The sequence below is a fragment of the Clostridium sp. MSTE9 genome (assembly GCF_000277625.1).
Lineage (GTDB): Bacteria > Bacillota > Clostridia > Oscillospirales > Acutalibacteraceae > Faecalispora > Faecalispora jeddahensis.
The window spans coordinates 38,564-57,948 of sequence record NZ_AKFU01000047.1 but is presented as its reverse complement, the minus strand read 5'-3'; the positions used below and the strand labels follow the sequence as shown (position 1 = coordinate 57,948).

Annotated in this window: 15 protein-coding genes; 10 read left to right on the top strand and 5 right to left on the bottom strand. The window is 52.5% G+C overall.

From position 1 onward, the window contains the following. Positions 1–20: 20 nt before the first annotated feature. The 4 genes from HMPREF1141_RS14010 to HMPREF1141_RS13995 all read right to left on the bottom strand — a co-directional run bounded on the left by HMPREF1141_RS14010 (position 21) and on the right by HMPREF1141_RS13995 (position 5,286). Entirely contained in the window at positions 21–1,010 is a 990-nt protein-coding gene (locus HMPREF1141_RS14010; protein WP_035317183.1) for a HAMP domain-containing sensor histidine kinase, read from the bottom strand. Continuing rightward, positions 997–1,683, bottom strand: coding sequence for a response regulator transcription factor (locus tag HMPREF1141_RS14005; protein ID WP_009065542.1), 687 nt, complete (start codon positions 1,681–1,683; stop codon positions 997–999). Before HMPREF1141_RS14005 ends, HMPREF1141_RS14010 begins: the two co-directional genes overlap by 14 nt. A gap of 583 nt (positions 1,684–2,266) precedes the next feature. Then, positions 2,267–4,591 carry an FtsX-like permease family protein gene (locus HMPREF1141_RS17195; protein ID WP_009065560.1) on the bottom strand — a complete coding sequence of 775 codons (2,325 nt, stop codon included), beginning with the start codon at positions 4,589–4,591 and terminating at the stop codon, positions 2,267–2,269. Next, a complete protein-coding gene (locus tag HMPREF1141_RS13995) occupies positions 4,585–5,286 on the bottom strand; it encodes an ABC transporter ATP-binding protein (RefSeq protein WP_009065636.1) in 702 nt (233 codons plus the stop codon). Before HMPREF1141_RS13995 ends, HMPREF1141_RS17195 begins: the two co-directional genes overlap by 7 nt. A gap of 129 nt (positions 5,287–5,415) precedes the next feature. Here HMPREF1141_RS13995 and HMPREF1141_RS13990 point away from each other — a divergent pair, with 129 nt between their 5' ends. Next, positions 5,416–6,021 (top strand): TetR/AcrR family transcriptional regulator, encoded by a 606-nt coding sequence (locus HMPREF1141_RS13990; RefSeq protein ID WP_242824612.1) that lies wholly within the window; start codon positions 5,416–5,418, stop codon positions 6,019–6,021. Positions 6,022–6,280: 259 nt separating this feature from the next. On the opposite strand, the gene HMPREF1141_RS17850 is transcribed toward HMPREF1141_RS13990, so the two are convergent. Beyond that, on the bottom strand, positions 6,281–6,721 hold the full coding sequence (locus tag HMPREF1141_RS17850) for a WYL domain-containing protein (protein ID WP_196795049.1): 441 nt from the start codon (positions 6,719–6,721) through the stop codon (positions 6,281–6,283). 45 nt (positions 6,722–6,766) lie between these two features. On the opposite strand from HMPREF1141_RS17850, the gene HMPREF1141_RS13980 reads away from it, so the two are divergent. The 9 genes from HMPREF1141_RS13980 (at position 6,767) to HMPREF1141_RS13940 (ending at position 19,292) form a co-directional block, all read left to right on the top strand. Continuing rightward, a complete protein-coding gene (locus HMPREF1141_RS13980; RefSeq protein ID WP_009065732.1) occupies positions 6,767–7,837 on the top strand; it encodes an RNA ligase RtcB family protein in 1,071 nt (356 codons plus the stop codon). A gap of 13 nt (positions 7,838–7,850) precedes the next feature. Next, complete coding sequence (prfH, locus tag HMPREF1141_RS13975) at positions 7,851–8,444, top strand: peptide chain release factor H (RefSeq protein ID WP_009065592.1); 594 nt, start codon at positions 7,851–7,853, stop codon at positions 8,442–8,444. Positions 8,445–9,006: 562 nt separating this feature from the next. Further along, positions 9,007–13,674, top strand: coding sequence for a prepilin-type N-terminal cleavage/methylation domain-containing protein (locus tag HMPREF1141_RS13970; protein ID WP_035317182.1), 4,668 nt, complete (start codon positions 9,007–9,009; stop codon positions 13,672–13,674). A 25-nt stretch (positions 13,675–13,699) separates the two neighbouring features. Then, a complete protein-coding gene (locus tag HMPREF1141_RS13965) occupies positions 13,700–14,302 on the top strand; it encodes a hypothetical protein (RefSeq protein WP_009065655.1) in 603 nt (200 codons plus the stop codon). After that, positions 14,303–14,617 carry a hypothetical protein gene (locus tag HMPREF1141_RS13960; RefSeq protein WP_009065676.1) on the top strand — a complete coding sequence of 105 codons (315 nt, stop codon included), beginning with the start codon at positions 14,303–14,305 and terminating at the stop codon, positions 14,615–14,617. Then, positions 14,614–15,186 carry a type II secretion system protein gene (locus HMPREF1141_RS13955; RefSeq protein WP_009065685.1) on the top strand — a complete coding sequence of 191 codons (573 nt, stop codon included), beginning with the start codon at positions 14,614–14,616 and terminating at the stop codon, positions 15,184–15,186. Before HMPREF1141_RS13960 ends, HMPREF1141_RS13955 begins: the two co-directional genes overlap by 4 nt. 28 nt (positions 15,187–15,214) lie before the next feature. Beyond that, complete coding sequence (locus tag HMPREF1141_RS13950; RefSeq protein WP_009065671.1) at positions 15,215–16,924, top strand: ATPase, T2SS/T4P/T4SS family; 1,710 nt, start codon at positions 15,215–15,217, stop codon at positions 16,922–16,924. Next, positions 16,921–17,970: a PilT/PilU family type 4a pilus ATPase gene (locus HMPREF1141_RS13945; RefSeq protein WP_009065551.1), complete on the top strand. Its 1,050-nt coding sequence runs from the start codon at positions 16,921–16,923 to the stop codon at positions 17,968–17,970. Before HMPREF1141_RS13950 ends, HMPREF1141_RS13945 begins: the two co-directional genes overlap by 4 nt. 113 nt (positions 17,971–18,083) lie before the next feature. Then, positions 18,084–19,292, top strand: a complete 1,209-nt coding sequence (locus HMPREF1141_RS13940) for a type II secretion system F family protein (RefSeq protein ID WP_009065699.1) — start codon at positions 18,084–18,086, stop codon at positions 19,290–19,292. Positions 19,293–19,385 lie beyond the last annotated feature (93 nt).

Below are 19,385 nucleotides of genomic sequence, written 5' to 3'. Positions count from 1 at the left end.
ACTTTCAAGTGAGAGATCCGTCACTTTGGAAAACGAATAGAAAATACTGCACCGCCCTGCGGGTGATTTTTGGCGGTAATTGTCCCACCCTGCCGCGTGATAATGGTTTTGCAGAGAGCGAGTCCAATCCCATATCCTGTAGCCCCTGCGTGTTTCCCGCGATAGAACCGGTCAAACAGATGTGGTAAGTCTTCTTTTGCAAAGCCTGCGCCGCTGTCACGAATCGTAATTTCGGTAAACAGCGGATTGTCCTCGCAAGCAATCACAATCTTTCCGTCATCGCCTGCGCTTTCCAAGCAATTTTTGAGGATGTTTTGAATGGCCTCCGAAAGCCAACCGGAATCGCCCTGAATGAATATTTCTTTCGGCACATCCGTTTGCAAAGTGATGTTGTGCAGATCCATAGAAATTAAGAACGGGTGAAGCACACTGCTTATCAGGTCATGTACATCAATTTTCTTTCTCTGAAACACTACGATGCCCGCATCCAGGCGGGATAGTTTCAATAGAGAAGCAAGCAGCCAATCCATCTGTACAAACAGTTCCTTTGTTTCCCGGATCATTGCTTTCCGTTCCTTTTCATCAGGGCTATTCTCTAACAAGGATAAAATCAGGTTTACCGATGTGAGAGGTGTGCGAAGCTGGTGGGCAATGTCAGCCATTGACTCGGCAAGATGTTCTTTTTCCCTTTTCAGCGCATCATTTTGCTCCCGAATGCGCAGCGTCATTTTTGTTATCTCGCTTTGCAGAATGGAAAGCTCGCCCTCATTCGTTTCGCCAATGAACAGGTGGTCAGAATTATGAAGCACAAGGTCAATTTGTTCCGATAGCTTTGCAATACTCTTGTACCGGGCCTTGGTAAACACCAAAAATACAGTACCCAAGGCAGCGGCAGAGGCGAGAGCAAGAATTCCGGCTGCCGGTTGGATGGCAAAGCCTGCTGCGGCAGCGGTGACGGTAATTGCCGTAAACACCACAGCAAACTGCCGTATCTCCCTATTTCGAAACATGTCCATCCCCCAATCGATAGCCTGTCCCACGGACAGTCAGGATCATTTGCGGGTTCGCCGGGTTGTTCTCGATTTTCTCCCGCAGGCGTTTGATATACACGGTCAATGTGTTATCGTTTACAAACTCGCCGGCAGCGTCCCACAATTCGTCAAGCAGCCTGCTTCTTGTGATAATACTTTTAGGATTGTTAATAAACACCAAAAGCAGCCGGTATTCTAAAGCGGAAAGAAAAACCTCGTTTCCGTTCTTTTTCACAACACCGTTTGCCGTATCCACATGAAGCCCGGAGATTTCAAAGGCCGATGGGGAATATCCACTTTTGCGCAGGGCAGTTCTGATTCGTGCAATGAGTTCACGTGGACGAAAAGGCTTGGTGATATAGTCGTCTGCGCCCATGTTCAGTCCGGTAACCACACTTGACTCGTCACCGGAAGCTGTCAGAAAGATAACGGGAATATCCAGTGTTTCTTTGATTTCTGTACAAACCGTAAAGCCATTTCCGTCAGGCAAAGAAATATCAATCAGAGCTAAGTCAAATTTGTGCTCGGCAAGCGCTGCAAGAGCTTCCCCATGTGTAGAAGCGTGGGTTACTGTAAATCCCTCCGATCGGAGCAAAAGCACGAGGTTTTTGGCAATTGCCTTATCGTCCTCAACTAAAAATATCCGTTTCATTTATGTTCACCATCCTTTCGCCGACCATCAATGGGTTTGATGGCCTCTTTAGGAATCATCCATACTCTGCTAAACCGAACAGCACCCTTGATTCTATTTTCTTCACAGAGCTTTTGAACCTAGCGCTCTGTGATACTCCATTTTTCAGCTGCTTCCCGCACAGTCATATATTCCATGTCATCGTATCCTTTCAAAATATATAAATAGTGTATTCGTTCAACCGAATTAAATCAAGACAATAAATCTTGACTTTATCAGTCCATGCAGCCCCTCACTTTTTCCCTAATAGAAGTGAGGGGCATTTCTTATGACTTCTCTCTCGTTGGAAAGGAGTGTACGTCAAGATGAAGTATGGACTTTTTTAATCAATTACCTATGTAAGCACTAACTATGCAGATCGCCTAATGTGGTTGTGGCAAATGCACAGTGGTGCAGTCTGTATCGGCCAACACACAAAAGCTACCCCCAAACTTTAACAGGCTTGGAGGATTGAGAAAAATATTCTGCCATGGGCAAAGCCCCGCCAAACCCGATTTATTTGGAGGGGCTTCAAAGACTCTTAATTTATTAAGCTGTTTTTTATTCATTCCACACTTTTCAGCGAAGTCACCATATCAATATTCTTAAATTTTCTTCCTATGATATGATTCACAAGTATGGTAAACCCAAAGATAAAAGCAAAGCCTATGGCAATGCTCAATACGGGAATGATCGGCGCAATCTCCAAATCCGGCGTTGTCGCTTGAGAAAGTATGATGCGCAGGAGCAAGGAACCGATGACAAAGCCGAAAGGCAGACCGAATATCGTAATCCAAATGTTCTCCCGCAGGATCAATCGTTTCATTTCAGTGCGATAAAATCCCAGAACTTTCAGCGTTGCAAGCTCACGAATTCGCTCATAGTAGTTCATGCGCCCCAGCACCATCATAACGGCAAAGGCAAGCAGTCCAGAGAATACAATCAATATGATCTGAAAGCCCTGCAAAGCCTCCAGAACGATCAGCATATTGCTGCGCATTTCTTCCTTTGTCTCGATAAGTGAAATCCTCGGGTCGCTTTTTAGCTTGTCGAGATCAAGCCCTTGTCCGTCTATCAGCAGCGTTCTGATCAGAAACGGAAGGTCCGACACTTTTGAAAATGCAGTTTTGCTTATATAAACTTCATTTCCGATAGGAAAATCCACGATCTGTGCAACCTTCAGCGGTATGACGATTCCATCGAGTCGTTCCGCCGTGAGCGTATCGCCGACATTTACATTGAGCGCTTCTGCCATTCTGGGAGTAATCAGCGCACCGTCCTGCGGCAAATGTATCGGGTTTCCCTCCATATCCCTGAAGCTGAGGCTTTTTTGCTCCTCGTCCATCACCACAAGATAGGGACTTTGCACATTGCCTCTTTCACCATAAAGAGAAACACTGAACGCCATTGTCGCGTCGATATTTCGCGCGCTGCTCAGCGCATCGTAAATATCGGAAAGCTGCTCGCTGGTTGAAGGGGTTCGAAACTTGATTTCCACGTTATACATCACGGTTTCGTCAAACGCCCGATCGAGCATTGCGTTGATAGAATTCATCAGCCCGAAGCCGCACAAAATCAGGGAAGTGGAGCCGATAATGCCGACAAGCCCCATGAGCATCCGCGCTTTGTTGCGGAACAAGTTCCTTGTCACGATTTTTCCACTAAAGCTTAAGCTGCGCCAAAAGGGCGTGATTCGTTCCAGCAAAATCCGGTGGCCGTGCGCCGGCGGTTTTGGCCGCATCAGCGCCGCAGGTGTCAGTTTCAGCAATCTACGGCAGGAGAGCGCGGCACCACCGCAGGTAACCGCTGCAACGCAGAGGACTGATACGAAGAAATGCGGAGTAAAAGGCGTGACGCCGGTATTGTCTATTGTGTAATAGGTAATCCCGACGCGATACAGAAATTCTGCGATCAGATATCTGGCGGCTGCCCATCCTAAAATCATGCTTGGAATGGTAATCAAAACACCTAAAAGTGCGTACCGAGCCATTATTTCCTTTTTAGAGTAGCCCAAGGAACGCAGTGTTCCCAAATGCTGACGCTGGTTTTCTGTCATACGGGATACTGTAATCCATGTTACGAGAGCTGCCGTCAGGAAAAAAGCAATGGAAAACAGAAGCCCGATTTGCTTTACGCCGGTCATCGCGTCGGCAACCTTGCGATAGCTCGTCTGATGAGAGCGGCTGAGGATCGTGGCGCTTTCAAACACTTTTCGTACTTGATTCGATTGTTCTTCCTGTGAAAGCTTCGATCCTTCACGGATAGTGAGGATGAGTTCATTGTAAGCGATGTCCGGCAAAGCGGACGCGTTTGTATAGGCGAATCCATATTTGTGATAATCGGGCACGGTTAAACCTTCCGGGGCGTAATAAACGTATTCCGCATCCCGGACGATCCCTTTGATCCGCCACTCTTTCTGCGATTCGCCTTCCCGAGCAGTAATCGTATCTCCAACAGACAGCCCATGGGCCTGGGCAAAGCGGCTGTCAAGCAAAAGGGCGTTTGTTTCACTTCCGTCCAGCAGGCTTCCGGCCAAAAGTTCCGGTACATTGATTTTGGCCGCTTCGTCGACGGCGTGAAAATGCAGAACTGAGTTTGATGCTCCGGATAACGCAATATCGGTTATTTTCCGGCGCTGTGCTTCTTGAATATCGGTAAAAGACCGCAGGTGATCCAAATCGGATTCCGATATGTCGGCTTTATAAACCCAATAGTCGGCGAGATTCGCCTCTTCATAATAATCGGCCACTTCGTTTTCAACCGTACTCACATACAGGTTGATGCCGCTGAACAGGGCAATTCCCAAAGAGCAGATGCACACAATGGATAAAAACGCCCAGCGGTTTTCTCTAATATCCCGAAAAATCTTTTTTTGTAGCATTTTTACCATTTGATTCCCTCCAAATCCGCTGGAGAATCTTGTACACTCTCTTTGACTACCATGCCGTTTTTCATTTCAATCAGCCGATCGGCAATGGGCGCTACCAGAGAATTATGGGTAATGATAATGACTGTTTTCCCCATATTCCGGCTAATGTCGGACAGAACCTTCAGAATCGTTTTTCCCGTTTCGGTATCCAGGGCGCCGGTAGGTTCGTCGCAAAGCAAAAGGTCGGGATTTTTGCAGATCGCCCTGGCAATCGCGACACGCTGCTGTTCTCCGCCGGAAAGCTGTGCCGGAAAATTATGGATTCTGTCCTTTAAGCCGACAATGCGCAGGGCCTCCTCTGGCTCCAACGATGATTTGCAAACCTGTTTTGCAAGCTCGACATTTTCCGCTGCGGTTAGATTTGGTATCAAATTATAGAATTGAAAGACAAAGCCGATTTTGTATCTTCGGTAGTCGGTCAATTCCAGATCGTTCATGGCGGTAATATCCTTGCCGCCAAAAAGAATTTTTCCGGATGTGGCAATTTCCATGCCTCCCAAGAGATTGAGTACCGTGGTTTTACCCGCGCCGGAGGGACCAAGGATGATGCAGATCTCCCCCTTCTTTACATGAAAGGAAACCTGTTTTGCCGCGTGAATCGTGACTTCCCCCATACGATAATCCTTGTTTACATGATCAAAAATAATATCACCCATATCAGATCCTCCTTAATATATGTACTATATTTATTTTATTAGTTCATATATTATCAAAAGAGATTTGACTTGTCAATGCCGATATGCTATATTATTTACGGATAAAGTTTATAAGGTTCATATCTTGAGGTGATTGTATTGGATGGGTTTGAGAAAAGAAGAAACGATAAGAAAAAAGCCATCATGCAGACGGCTTTGGAGTTGTTCGACCAATATGGCTTTGATCGGGTAACCGTAACGGAGATTGCGGAGAAAGCGCATGTATCTAAGGTATCCATTTACAACTTCTTTGAGAGCAAAGATAATCTGCGGCGGATCATCATCAAGGATATGCTGGATGACAGCGTCGAAAAAATAAAATCTTTGATTGCAAAAGAAGGAAACTTCATCGAAAAGATAGAGGAATATATACAAATTCGAACTTGGTATTACGGCAAATATACCCTGAGGTTCTTTTTTGAAGCGGTTGAGAGCGACCCGGAGCTTCGGCAATACCTTGAAAATTTCAACGCCGCCAGCAAAAACCTTTTGATGACGTTTATTGAGGAAGGCAAAGATTCGGGAGTTTTTTCCCCGGATGCGTCTAATGACGCAATTGAAATCTATATTGATATGATTCAGACGTATTTGATGCATAATAAGGAAATTCGTGATCGGCTTGAACACAACCCTGAATTGGCAAGAGAAATAAATATGCTGTTCCTGGATGGGCTGATCCGAAACATGGAGGAATAAAGGATGAACAGTTCCAGAAATTCTATTTCTTCATAAGGCTTCCAATTTAAAATAAAAGGAAAATCATTTCAATAAATTTCAGATGCTATTTTTCTAAGAGAAATCATACCTTTCTAAAAATACCGATTGAAAACTTTTTCCATCTAAAATCTATACAGTATCATCGGATATGATTTCAGAAAATCTGCCTCGATACGCGGTTTGCGTACGGGGTTTTATTATATCTCATGAATTTTGTCGGCCGCAGATATTGTGATATTTATTCCATATGTATCATCTGACGTGCAATTCTTTGCCGAATTTGTTTTTGTATTCTTTCCGGCCCTAATACTTCCACCACCGGGCCGAAAGACAGAATACGAATGAGCAGCTCGGTTTCCTCCATGATGTCATAAAAGATTTCACAGACATGACAGCCTTTCTCCTCATCGTATACTGTCTGTTTATCATAAGAGGCAAACTGAAGCATACAGCGCTCGAGTGCATCGTGTTCCTTAATAGCAAACACATATCTGAACCACACCGCTGATTCTGGTTGACAAATCGAAGCTGGTACTGTAAAATAGCGGGTAACGGTTTTCCGTAAATTGATTGGAAAAGGATTGATTGTTATGTTGGCGACTGGGGGAAACAAAATCGAATAGCAATCAACCACATGGCTAAAAAGATATTTTCTGCCGTGGTGATTCTGCCACGGCATTTTTGTGCCCTTTTTAGCCGATTCACGATCAAAAAGGAGAATATTTTGAGCGAATTGTTTACCATAATTCAGAATGAAAAATGCTGGATGGAGCACACTGCGATCCGGCAGCTGGAAGATGTATCGAAGCTTCCTGGTGTAGTGCGGGCAGTAGGGCTCCCTGATCTGCATGCCGGAAAAAATCCGATCGGCATAGCGGTGGAAACAGAAGGGATTCTGTACCCCCACCTGATCGGAAACGACATCGGCTGCGGGATGGGCCTGTTTGAGACGAACTGCGCCCTCAAAAAATTCAAGCAGGAGCGTTTTGTCACAAAGTTGAACCATATTCGGGCTTTGGAGGACTTGCCCACCGAAAACCCTTATCCGGAGGAAAGCCCCATCTACGACCTTGGCACCATTGGCGGCGGCAATCATTTCGCCGAGTTTCAAACGGTGCATGAAGTTCTGGACGGGGATGTGTTTGAACAGCTTGGCATTAATAAGAATCAGCTTCTGCTGCTGATTCACAGTGGTTCGAGGGGATACGGCCAGCGGATTCTCAGTGAGTTCTCAGGCCTCGGCGGGCTTTCTGCGAACAGTGAGCGGGCGCAGGCTTACCTGGCAAAGCACGACGATGCCCTCTTATGGGCAGAGCGCAACCGCCGTTTGGTAGCCGAAAAGTTGATGGGGTACGTCGGCTATTCCCAGGAGGTAAAGCCGCTGCTGGACTGCTGCCACAACTTTGTGGAGCGGCGGGACGATCATTTCATCCACCGCAAGGGAGCAGTCAGTGCGCTGAAAGGCCCGGTAGTCATCCCCGGTTCCCGGGGCAGCTTGACGTACCTTGTGCTGCCTGCGGCAGATACCTCTCTGTCGGGCCATTCCCTTTCTCATGGAGCGGGGAGGAAATGGGCCCGATCTCTGTGCAAATCCCGCATCAGGAACAAATATGAACGGGATACCATCCGGCACTCAAAGCTGGGCAGCCATACCGTTTGCCACGATACCGAGCTGCTGTATCAGGAAGTACCGGAAGCATACAAAAATATTGAGCAAGTGATTGCGGCCCTTGTGGAGCATGGCCTTTGCACGGTCATTGCCACTCTGCGTCCTCTTGTCACCTATAAAGGGTAAGGGGGAAAACAGAATGGAATTGCAGCTTAGCTCAGGGCAAGGCCCGGAAGAATGCGAACTGGCAGTGGGCAAATTTCTGCGCAGCCTGATGACGGAGTTCCCGGATATAGCGGTATTGGAAAAACACCCCGGCAGGCACCCGGATTGCTACCGCTCAGTGCGGCTCGAGAGCAGGATCGATCTCTCCTTTTTAGAGGGGTCGGTGCAGTGGATTTGCCAAAGCCCCTACCGAAAAAACCATAAGCGCAAAAACTGGTTTTTAGACATTAGCCTGTGCGGGCAGACAAAGCCGCTTTCTTACGATGAAAGCCTGGTGAGGTTTGAGACCTTTCGCTCCGGCGGCAAGGGCGGGCAGAATGTCAATAAGGTAGAAACCGGCGTAAGAGTCATTTATATTCCGACAGGGCTTGCGGTGGTGTCTACGGAGGCCAGAAGCCAGCAGGTGAACAAAAAGCTGGCGCTGAACCGCCTGTGCGAAGCCATCTCGCTGCAAAACGCAGCGGGAGAAGCGCAGGTGAAAGCGCTCAACCGGCTGGAGCATACCCGTTTGCAGCGGGGGAATCCGGTGCGGATGTACGAAGGGATGCAGTTTAAACGAATCGAATAACTCACCGGTGGGTTGATCATAAAACAGCTCTTTAACCGGCGGCAAACGGTTGTCAGTTCGATTCTGTCTGCCGGCTCCCAAATACTCCTGAAATCTACAGATTTCAGGAGTATTTTTCTTTGCGGAATTATCGCGAAAATCCGCAAGGAAGAGCAGCACTTTTCTGCCGTCATCTGTCAATTCGCGGCATGATGCCGGAATGAAAATTTTGGTCAATCGTACCAAACACCTTTCTCTGCAAAGCCACAAAAAACGCGGCTTCTTCAGATTTCCGCAATAGAATAAAATATCATATTTTGTGAAAAACAAACATAAAAATAAGAATAATTTCCTTGTCAAACAAGTGAAAATATGATAGCATAATTCTATATTCAAAATGGTGGTTTAAAGCGATGTGCCTGTCCGATGCAGATTACCGCAGCCAACTGCCCAAAGGTTGACTTTGCCCGGGTGCAGAGGCATTGATTGCGTATAAGAAGCTGTCGTTTTAAAACGGCGGCTTTCTTTTTGTAAATGGAAATTTTAGAGGATTGGACGGTGGATGAATCGGATGTTCCGGCCAATGGTAAAACACAGACTGAACAGACGTGGATTTACCACCGCAGAACTGCTGGTGGTTGTGGCGATTATTTCTGTTTTGCTGGCATTGGCGGCCCCTAATCTGGTTCAAAGCTGGAAAAACCTTCAGATCACCGAGCTTGACGGCACAGCCCGCGAAATTTTTCTGGCGGCTCAGAATGAGCTGACGGACAAAAAGGCCTCCGGCGGCCTGCAGCAGCTTGCGGCTGACAGCAGTGTTGTTCAGGAGGAAGAAGTCACACAGGGCGGTGTGACAAAAACGCTCTACTACATAACGTCTGAAACGACAGGCGATTCGCTCGACCGCCTGTCCGCGCTGTTCTCCACGCTGACCGGCGGTTCGGTGCTGTATCTGAATCCGCGTTCCGGCGATGTGACGGATGTATACTATTCCAAAAGCGCACTCGACCACGATACGGTGAAAAATCTGCGGGAGCGGCTAGCGGGAACCGATGACCGGGAGGTACGCGCGAAGCTGGGTATCGGGTATTACGGCGGCCTTACCGCCTCATCTCCGGAGCCGTCGCGGCCGGACGAGCCACAGCATCTGCCTGAAACGCTCGAGCTGGTCAACGGAGAGGATTTGTATTTAAAGCTGGTCTATCCGGAGCTGGGAGAGGCGCTCGGGCACCCGGAGAAGGTTCTGGTCTCCATCAGTCTTACGGACGAGCACGGGACTACCGTAACGCGGAACGCGGACGGTGATTCCGCGGTGAAATCCGACTCTGAGTCCGATGCCGAGTTCAATCAATGGAAGTCCAGTATCTTTGCTGATGTGAACACCGGGAACGATTATACGCTGTATGTTTTGCTGGACAGCATAACGAACGGAAACTCCTTTTTAAAGCTGTTCCCATCGCTGAAGGCAGGTGACAATATCACCGTGAGCGTATCGCTCGCCTATAACGGGAAAAACCTGTATCAGAATGCGGCAGTCGGTACGGTGAACAGCCTGTTTGCCGCGAAGTACGACACAAACGTGACGACGGATGGAGTCTTCCATAAAAAGGGCGTGGAGTTTTTCCGTGTCCGCCACCTGAGCAATCTGCGATATTACTCCATGGGCAACGGCTCCGCCGTTCAGACGGCCAACATCGATTTCACGCGATCTGTGCGCCAGAATACCATGATGCCCATATCCGCCCATCTGGATGCCGCGCCCACGCTGTTCCCGCCGGTGGATCTGACGACCGCTTCCACACAGAATGGCCTGACGATCGACGGCAAGGACGGCGACGGGATCGTTCATACTCTGCGCAATTTTCAGGTACAAAGCCAAACCGCGGGGATATTCGGCACCTGCTTAGTCGCCGTGAACTTTCAAAACCTGCGACTGGTCGATTTTAATGGATCGGGAGAGCAGGTGTCCGGCGCGCTGATCGGCAGTCTTAGCAGCGATAACAGCAGTATTGTGGTAGAAAACTGCGGCGTGTATCAGAGCGCTGCGGGGGCCGGCTCCGTTGCCGGAGGACGCGGCAGCAGCTCCGGAGCGGAGCGCCCCACCGGCGGGCTGATCGGCTCGGTTCAGGCGAAAAACGGGAACGGGATTACCATCAAGACCTCCTTTTCCGCTCTGCCGATATCTAACGCAGCGGGCCGGACTGGCGGCCTGATCGGCAGCGTCAGCGGGGGAAGTGCTTCCGCCCCGGTTACGATTCAGAATAGTTATGCTTCGGTCACGGTCATTTCAGGGAGTTCAGGCACCTATCTAAAAACGACGGGAGGCTTGATCGGCGCTGTGTCGGGGTATGCCGCCATTACCGACAGCTTTTCCTCTGCCGATGTGGCCGCGTCTGAGGCCGGCGGCGCGCTGGTCGGCCTGAACGCCGGCACGCTTACGATTGCCTCCAGCTACACGTGCGGGACCGTAACAACAAACGGAACAATTACTTATGGGCCGCTGGTTACCGGCAGCGGCGGCGTAACGTATGCGGGCGGCAGCTATCTGTCACAATCCGGCAACAGCGGTGCCACAGACGCCTACGGGGGTTCCGCTCCGTCCGGAGTGACGGCTCTGGAATACGACGAGCTGGCGAAGGACAGCGCCGGGAATCCCATTCAGAACAGCGCGGCCAAATGCCACCCCTATGCGGATTCTCTCCAGGGCAGCGCGTACCCGTTCCGGATGGTCACCGAAGAATACTACGGCGACTGGCCTGAAAAATTTACTCACGCAACGGGGAAACCCCCGTATAGCCTGTGTTATTATGAAAAGTACACGGATGGCACGTGGGGCTTTTACGGGTATGATACTAATAGTACGCTGGCCGACACGCTGGACTACGTGAATGCCAAGACCATTGCGCAGGCGGGGTATGGGATGCTGGTACCGTCCGGTACAGGGAAGCCCGCCGCACCTCATATTTCCTGGAAGTCAGGTGCGACCTTGGGCGACAAAATCACAATTTCTGCCATCGCACAGGATTTATATCCTCTTCCATATGCAAAAAGCGAAATGCTCAATCATGACAATCAGATCAATATCATCATCAAAGATGATCAATCCGGCAGGGATCTTTATGTCAATCCGCTGTTTGCGGCGGCAATTTCTTTTCATGAACTGCAGTTTAATGAGGAACAGCCGGGCCAGCTGCGCACAGAAGAACAGCTCAGGGACAGAAAAAGAATTTCAAACGGGTGGTATTTTAAGCAGACGCATCATATCACTGTCGTACAGGCTGACACCGGAGGGATCAACAATAATGCCACCCAGTCTGTTTATGACGGTGCCGGAAATACCATCAGTGGGCTGCGGATGCCGCTGTTCCAGGACAACAACGGCGTCATCAAAGGGGTTCGTCTGGCAGACGTTTCGATTTCACAATCAGGCAATACGGCAGCTCTGATTGCCAATAAAAATACCGGCAGCGTTGTGGATTGCAAGCTCCTTTCCGGCAGCGTGACAAGCACAAGCGCCTCTGTGGCCGGTTTGGTGTGGGAGCTGAACACCGGCAGTATTTCAAACTGTGTGGTCGGCTCGCCTGATATCCAGAGGAGCGTTACGATCACGGGCAGCGGCGGCTTTGCCTCGGGAATGGTAGGAACCGGCGGAACCGGACTTTCCATTTCCGGCTGCAGGGTGGCCAATACCGCCATATCGAATTCTTCCGGTACCGCCGCCGGGTTGATGGGCTGGGGCTCCTCTAAAATCAGTTCCTGCACGATCAGCGCGGATGCGGCGGTTACGGGCGGTATTGCGGCGGGAATCGCCGGTACCAGCAGTTCGGGCGGTGCTATCAGCGGAAGCGCCATGCTGGGCACGGTTACTTCTCTGAAAGACAGCGGGGGAGCGGCCGGTCTGGTCTATACGAATTCGGGCGGCAACATCAGCGGCTCGTATTCCGCCGGCACGATCACGGCGCAGAACGGCGGGAATGCCAGTGGCGTGATCGATACACACAGCGGCGGAAATGTCGATCATTCCTACCGTACCGGCCCGGTTGTAACGTCCGGGAGTGGTACAGTCTCTGGCTTTGTCCGGGTCATGTCCAATGGTACGGTTTCAGACAGTCATGCCGAGGGTGCGGTCACAGCGGGGGAAAGCGGAAATGCTTCCGGCTTTGCCGATCAGCTTACAGGGGGAACCATCGGCTCCTCTTATGTTCTCGGTTCCGTTACGGCGCAAGGGAACGGCACGGTCTCGGGTTTTCTGCGGGTCATGTCCAACGGTACAGTTTCCGGCAGCCATGCCGAGGGCACGGTTACGGCGCAGGGCAGCGGAAGTGCCTCCGGTTTTGCCGATCAGCTTACGGGCGGCACAGTCGATTCCTCCTATCATGTCGGTTCTGTTACGGCAAAAGGCAGCGGCACCGCTGCGGGCTTTGTTCGGATGATGTCCAACAGCGTGATCACCGGCAGCCATGCCGAGAGTGCGGTTACGGCGCAGGGCAGCGGGGATGCCTCCGGCTTTGCTGATACGGTTACAGGCGGCACGCTGGATTCCTCGTACTGCATTGGCCCTGTTCTGGCATCAAGTGGCGGAACGGCTTCGGGCTTTGTGCGGATGCTGTCGGGCTGGACGAAGTTTGCCGAGAATTTTTCGGCGGGGAATGTTACAGCGCAGAACGGCGGCATTGCCACCGGCTTCGTGGATATCATCGATGGGGTCAAGGTGGAATCCTCCTATCACACCGGCACGGTTTCGGCGTCCGGCAGCAGTATGGCTTCCGGGTTTACCCGGCGGCTGTCGAATTGGGGAGAGATCTCCAACAGCTTTACGGTAGGCACCGCGGCAGCGGAAAACGGCATGTCGGTTGGGTTTGTCGGGGATATCCTTTCTAACAACGGCAGAGTGACAAACTGCTATGCCGCGGTACAGCTGACCGGCAACGGCGCGCGCTGGGGTTTTGCCCCCGTTCCTTCCGTAAACGCCGCAAATACCTGCTATTGGGTGCGGCAGTTCGGCGGCTTTAATACAGACGTGGATACTTCAACAAATGTGGACGGAAGGGTGACCAGTATATCGTTTGATACGCTGAGGCAGCTGCAAACGGTGGCTGGCGGCTGGAACTGGGATTCCGGTGACCTGAGCTGGACGATGATTACCACGCCCTCGCAGACACACCCGGTTTCCGGGTCGCTCAGCGGGCTGGCGTATCCGTACCCCCGCATCAAGGGGCTGGAATACTACGGCGATTGGCCGGTTGGCTGATGGGGATTTTGACAGGAGGGCGGCTATGCGTTCCATTCAAAGAAAACTGCATAGTGAGCGCGGCACCTCATTTTTGATCGCTCTGCTGTTTTTTCTCATCTGTCTGACGATGGGCTCGCTGATTCTGACCGCTGCGACAGCCAACGCCGTCAAGGCCAAGGATCGTTACGAGAATCAGCAGAACTATCTTGCGGCAGCCTCTGCGGCGCGGCTGATCAAAGATACTATCGGGAACTACACCTATACCGAGGGGAAGACCTGGCAATCCTGGCAGACGGGGATCGATCCCGCAACGGGTCTGCCGATAATGGAAAGCGGCTGGAAAAAGATCACACCCTTTCTCTCACCGGACGATGAGGGCGATCTTCTGACCGACGCATATGACGACACGAGAGGGCTGACAAAATACAGAGGCAGCTTTGAGATCAAGGCGGACGAGGGAATGCCGGGCGTTCAAGCGGAATTTGCGATGGAGCAGGGCGGCGATGCAACAATTGTGCTGACTGCCGGGGAGTATTCCATGGCGGTCTCGTTTACGGCGCGCACGGCACACACAACCGACCACACGACTTATGATTATTATAAAACCTCGTGGAGCAGCGGCGTGATTACAAAGGGGGCGGACTAGATGCGCAGAAAAAGGAGTTCCTCCGGCGAAACGCTGGTAGAAACACTGGCGGCTCTGCTTCTGGTGGTGCTCTCCGGTATGCTGTTTTTGCAGATGACAATGGCCTCCACCCGCATGAGCACGCAGTCAAAAGAGATGGACGCGCTGTATCAGAAGGTGCTGGCCGCGGCGGAGCAGCAGACCTCTCCGGCCTTTTCCACCGGCAGCATCGACATCGATGGCCGCAGCTATGACGTACGCTATTACGCGTACTCCGGCGCCTCGTCGGGTGAAAAACTGATTTCCTACGCACAGTGTACGGGGGGCGGCGGATGAAGCGGGCGGCGCGCAGGCTGTGCGGCCGTGCCGGAATGACGTTGGTGGAAACGCTGATGGCTGTTCTGATCATCACGCTGCTGACCTCCGTCATTTTTATCGGCAGTCAGGCGGTGGCACGCGTGACCGTGCAGGATACCTTCGCGGCGGAAAGCCAGTCGGTAGCAGATACCATCAACCGTGCGCTTTCGGATGTGCTGCGCTATGCGGAGGATATTACAACAGACAGTACGGGAAGAGTGACCGCCTATACAAGCAGCGAATATGGAATCGGCGATGGTTCGCTGCGTGTCGGTACCGGCGAATTCGGTACACAGGATACAGGGCATATTTATCTGCTTTATGTGGACGGGGACAAGGATGCCAGTATCTCTTTGTTGAGCAATCTGAGCTATTCGGGCCTGATGGTGGTGCCGGCGGATTACACGCCCGGCTCGGGCGCCGACATCAGCGGGTTTGACCTGTGCTATTCCGGCGGCGTCTTTGCGGGAAGCTACCGCCTGTACGATTCCGCGCATCACCTGCTGTCTGATTCCTATGAATTTTCATTTCGGGCCGTGAATGGCTGATGGAGCCGCGGCGGAAAGGGGGACCCTCATGACTTATACGCGTTTGGGAGACCTGCTGCTCTCAGTAGGGCTGATTACACAGGAGCAACTGGAACACGCGCTGCGCGAGCAGAAAAAAACAAAACACAGGTTGGGCCGGGAGCTGATCGAAGAGCGGGTCATCACGGAGCAGCAGCTGATTGAGGCGCTGCGGGTACAGCTCGGCGTTGAGTTTGTCGATTTGAGCAGCACCCCGGTTCAGCCGCAGCTGGCGGAGCTTTTGCCGAAGAAGATCGCGCAGAAGTACAGTGTTGTGCCGGTTCGGCTGGAAAAGGATACCCTTTCTATCGCGATGAGCGACCCTATGAATTTTGTGGCGATCGAGGAGGTAAAGGCCTCCACCCGCAAACGCGTCATTCCGATGATCGCGACGGCCAAAGCGATCGACCATGCCATTTCAAAGCTGTACGGCAGCGAGGGCGCGGCGCGCGCGATTGCGGACATGAAGCGCGAAATGGGGGAAGGCGCTCCGGTTCGCTTTGCCGACAATTTCACCGCGAGCGTTCTCGGCGAGGAAGAGGATACCGCCTCGGCCCCAACGATCCGCCTGGTCAACTCCATCATTGAGCGCGCGGTGCTGGATACTGCAAGTGACATTCATGTAGAGCCGCATGAACGGGAGCTGCTCGTGCGCATGCGGGTGGACGGCGTCATGCGCAGCGTGATGAGTGTTCCAAAGGATTTACAGGGCTCAGTCGTCTCGCGCCTGAAAATCATGGGCGGGATGGACGTGACGGAGCGCCGTATTCCGCAGGACGGCCGTGCGGCGGTTCGGGTACAGCGGCGCGACATCGACATGCGGCTTTCCACACTTCCCACCATCTATGGGGAAAAGGTGGTCATCCGTTTGCTCGACAAGGATTCGCAGCTGCTCAGCAAGGATAAAATCGGCCTGAATCAGGACGAAATGAATCAGTACATGAGCCTGATTTCCCGTCCGTCCGGCATGGTGCTGATCGTCGGCCCTACCGGAAGCGGTAAATCCTCCACCATGTACACCATGATCCGCGAGCTGAATACCGATCAGGTCAATCTGGTCACTCTTGAGGACCCCGTGGAGTACAACATTGAGGGGATCAATCAGGTGCAGATCAACGAAAAAACCGGGCTGACTTTTGCCGGCGGCCTGCGCTCCATCCTGCGCCAGGATCCCGACATCGTCGCGGTCGGTGAAATCCGCGACGGCGAAACGGCTCAGATTGCAATGCGCGCGGCCATTACAGGGCATCTGGTGCTTTCTACCGTACATACGAACGATGCGCTTGCAACTATCGATCGTCTGGTTGACATTGGTGTGGAGCCGTATATTATCTCCGGCGCGCTCAACGGCATCATTTCTCAGCGCCTGGTGCGCCGCATCTGCCCCAACTGCCGGCAGGAATACACCCCGCAGCCCGATGATCTGCTGAGCATCGGTCTCGACCCCTATGGCGGCCATAAGCTGTACCGCGGGGCCGGGTGCCCGTCTTGCTTTGGCACCGGCTACCGGGGGCGTACCGCCGCGTTTGAAATCCTCGTCATCAGCCACGCGCTGCGCATGGCGATCAACCGGGGCGCCAGACGCGAAGAGCTGGAGACCATCGTCGGCACGGAGCGGAATTTTGTTCCCCTTGCGGAGGGCGTGCGCCGTTTGGTGCTTCAGGGGGTTACGACCATTGAGGAGGCCCGGCGCATCGTCGCGGCCGTGGAGGAACTATGAAGATTGAAGAGTTGATCCGGCAGGCCGCCGATGCGAATGCTTCAGACATTCACCTGATCTGCGGCCTGCCGCCCAAATACCGTGTGGCTGGGCGGCTTTTGTCCATGCGGGACGAGGTGCTGACCAGACAGGACTGCGAGGAGCTTGCGCGCGAGCTGGCCGGTACGGATTTTGAACAGCTGTGGGAGGTGGGGGAGCTGGATGCTTCCGCTACCATCGAGGGCGTGCGCGTCCGCATCAACCTGTTTCGCCAGCAGAACTGTCTTTCGGGAGCACTGCGGCTTTTGAGCGACCGGATTCCGGAGCTCCCCAGCCTGGGGCTTCCCCCGATGGTGGAGCGCCTGACCGATCTGCGGCGCGGCATCATTCTGGTGACCGGTGAGACCGGCAGCGGTAAATCCACTACGCTGGCCGCGATGATTGACGAAATCAATCACCGGCAGGCCAGGCACATTATCACGCTGGAAGACCCTATCGAGTACATTTACACGCCCGACCGCTCCATTTTCAATCAGCGGGAGGTTGGCCGGGATACCAAAAGCTACGCCGCTGGTCTGCGTGCCGCGCTGCGCGAGGACCCGGATATCATATTGATTGGCGAAATGCGCGATCTGTTTACCATAGAAACGGCGCTGACCGCCGCGGAGACGGGGCATCTGGTGCTGACCACGCTGCATACCGGCAGCGCCGCGGATTCTATCGACCGCATCGTGGGGGTGTTCCCCGAAGAGCGGCAGCAGCAGATCCGCATGCAGCTCTCCATGACGCTGCGGGCTGTTCTGGCGCAGCAGCTGCTGCCCAACAAGAGTGAAACCGGCCGCGTATGCGCCTGTGAGTTGATGGTGGTCAACAACGCCATCCGCAATCTGATCCGCGAGGGAAAAACGCCGCAGATCGCAAACGCCGTCGCCACCTCTGCCCGGGAGGGAGCGATTACGATGGATAACGCCATATTGAAGCTGTACCGCGAGGGCAAGATCAGCGCCGATACGGCAAAGCAGGCGGCGCACGATCTGGATTTTGTGGAGCGAAACCTGCTCCTGTAAAGATTTGATGCAAACAAGCCGTTTCCTTCTCTTGCCGAAGAAGGAGAGGGAAACAGGGAGCTTCTTAAAGTGCAATTGCAATCCGAATCGATTTGAAAGCAAGGTGATACCCGTTGCAGACCTTCCGATACCAGGCCATTTCTCCGGACGGCAAGAAGCTTTCCGGCATCATAGAGGCGCCGGACGAATACGCCGCAGTCGCAAGGCTCCGGGAGATGGACGCCGCCATTACGAAGATTACCCCGGTCAGAGGGCACAATCAGGCGCATTCGCAGTTCACGACCGGCAAGATCAGTGAACGCGCGCTGTCCATGATGTGTTCGCAGTTTGCGGTCATCCTCGGTTCCGGTATGCCCATTGTGCGGGCGGTAGAGCTGATTGCGGGCCAGACCCAGGATAAAACGCTGAGGCAGATTCTGCAGCAGGCCGCCGGGGATGTGGCGTCGGGCCTGAGCTTGGCGCAGAGCCTGAAAAACCGCGGAAAGAATCTTCCCGTCACCTTTATTGAAATGGTTCGTTCCGGCGAGGAATCCGGTACGCTGGATGTGGCGTTCAAACGGCTGCAGACGTATTACGATAAATCCTTTCAGAGCAAAAGCAAGGTAAAGGCCGCGATGACTTACCCGGTGTTCACGCTGATTGTGGCCGCGATCGTGGTTGTCATCATTATGGTGGTAGCAGTCCCTGCATTTACCACAAGCTTTTCCTCCATGGGGGTGGAGCTGCCGTGGATCACCCGGGGGCTGATTGCCATCAGCGGATTTTTCACAAAATTCTGGTTGCTGCTTGTGATAGTCATTGGCGGCGGAATTTTTGCATATCAAATGTATGGACGTACAGAGAAGGGCAAGCTGTTTCACGCGCGCCAGCGGCTCAGGCTGCCGGTGCTGGGGAGGATCGGCCTGCTCAAAGCCTCGGCCCAGTTTGCAGGCACGCTTTCTACTTTGCTTTCCGCCGGTCTGCCGGTGCTTCAGGCGGTTTCTGTTACCGCGTCCATCCTGGACAACGCATGGATCGGCGCGAAGGTGACCGGAAGACTTTCCGACCTGGAGGAAGGAAAAACGCTGAGCTTTTGTCTCGATTCCGCAGGCGTATTTCCCGATTTGGTCTCTGAGATGGTGCGGATTGGCGAAGAAACCGGTTCGCTTGAGAATACGCTCGATATGGTCGGTGTATATTACGACAACGAGACGGATTTAGCGTCGCGCAAGGCGCTCAGCTTGCTTGAGCCGATCATTATCTGCATTCTGGCAGTGATCGTCTTTTTGGTTCTGCTTGCCGTTTATCTGCCGATGTTTGCCCTGTATGCCAATATGGGCTGAAAACAGATGGCTGACAGTCCTTTCGGTATTCCGCCGGTGCTTTTCCATACCGGCTGATACATAAATAAACCAATCGCTCAAATGAGATACCTC

Excerpts from the sequence above, each read along its gene's own strand:
- HMPREF1141_RS14005 (WP_009065542.1), bottom strand. The coding sequence starts at position 1,683 with ATGAAACGGATATTTTTAGTTGAGGACGATAAGGCAATTGCCAAAAAC.
- HMPREF1141_RS13970 (WP_035317182.1), top strand. The coding sequence starts at position 9,007 with ATGGTAAAACACAGACTGAACAGACGTGGATTTACCACCGCAGAACTG.
- HMPREF1141_RS13945 (WP_009065551.1), top strand. The coding sequence starts at position 16,921 with ATGAAGATTGAAGAGTTGATCCGGCAGGCCGCCGATGCGAATGCTTCA.
- HMPREF1141_RS13965 (WP_009065655.1), top strand. The coding sequence starts at position 13,700 with ATGCGTTCCATTCAAAGAAAACTGCATAGTGAGCGCGGCACCTCATTT.
- HMPREF1141_RS17850 (WP_196795049.1), bottom strand. The coding sequence starts at position 6,721 with ATGCCGTGGCAGAATCACCACGGCAGAAAATATCTTTTTAGCCATGTG.
- HMPREF1141_RS13950 (WP_009065671.1), top strand. The coding sequence starts at position 15,215 with ATGACTTATACGCGTTTGGGAGACCTGCTGCTCTCAGTAGGGCTGATT.
- HMPREF1141_RS14010 (WP_035317183.1), bottom strand. The coding sequence starts at position 1,010 with ATGTTTCGAAATAGGGAGATACGGCAGTTTGCTGTGGTGTTTACGGCA.
- HMPREF1141_RS13955 (WP_009065685.1), top strand. The coding sequence starts at position 14,614 with ATGAAGCGGGCGGCGCGCAGGCTGTGCGGCCGTGCCGGAATGACGTTG.
- prfH (WP_009065592.1), top strand. The coding sequence starts at position 7,851 with ATGGAATTGCAGCTTAGCTCAGGGCAAGGCCCGGAAGAATGCGAACTG.
- HMPREF1141_RS13960 (WP_009065676.1), top strand. The coding sequence starts at position 14,303 with ATGCGCAGAAAAAGGAGTTCCTCCGGCGAAACGCTGGTAGAAACACTG.
- HMPREF1141_RS13995 (WP_009065636.1), bottom strand. The coding sequence starts at position 5,286 with ATGGGTGATATTATTTTTGATCATGTAAACAAGGATTATCGTATGGGG.
- HMPREF1141_RS17195 (WP_009065560.1), bottom strand. The coding sequence starts at position 4,591 with ATGGTAAAAATGCTACAAAAAAAGATTTTTCGGGATATTAGAGAAAAC.